This is a genomic window from Bradyrhizobium cosmicum, from assembly GCF_032290525.1.
Taxonomy (GTDB): Bacteria; Pseudomonadota; Alphaproteobacteria; order Rhizobiales; family Xanthobacteraceae; genus Bradyrhizobium; species Bradyrhizobium cosmicum_A.
Genome location: NZ_JASXTA010000635.1, coordinates 1 through 232, shown reverse-complemented (window position 1 = coordinate 232; position 232 = coordinate 1). Strand labels below are relative to the sequence as shown.

1 protein-coding gene is annotated in these 232 nt (G+C 50.4%); it reads right to left on the bottom strand.

The features are described 5' to 3' along the window. Positions 1–232, bottom strand: a 232-nt coding sequence (locus QSV46_RS41175; protein WP_314964557.1) for a hypothetical protein, incomplete at both ends; no start/stop codon positions are given.

Here is a 232-nt window from a genome sequence, read left to right as displayed (position 1 = left end):
GTGTACATCTGAATGAGCTGACCGACATAAGCACCACCTTGCATGGCGATCTCTTGACCTGTGCCGTACTGAACGAACACACCCAATGCCAAGAAAAACAGCGCCAAAATCGCAGAAGTCAGATAGCCGACATTAAAGTCAATCATCCCTTGGTAGCGGCTGGTATGGTCGGTGCGAATCTTTTTGGCAGTCCAAACAGAAGTGATGGCCGAGAACTCAAGCGGTGCTGGCA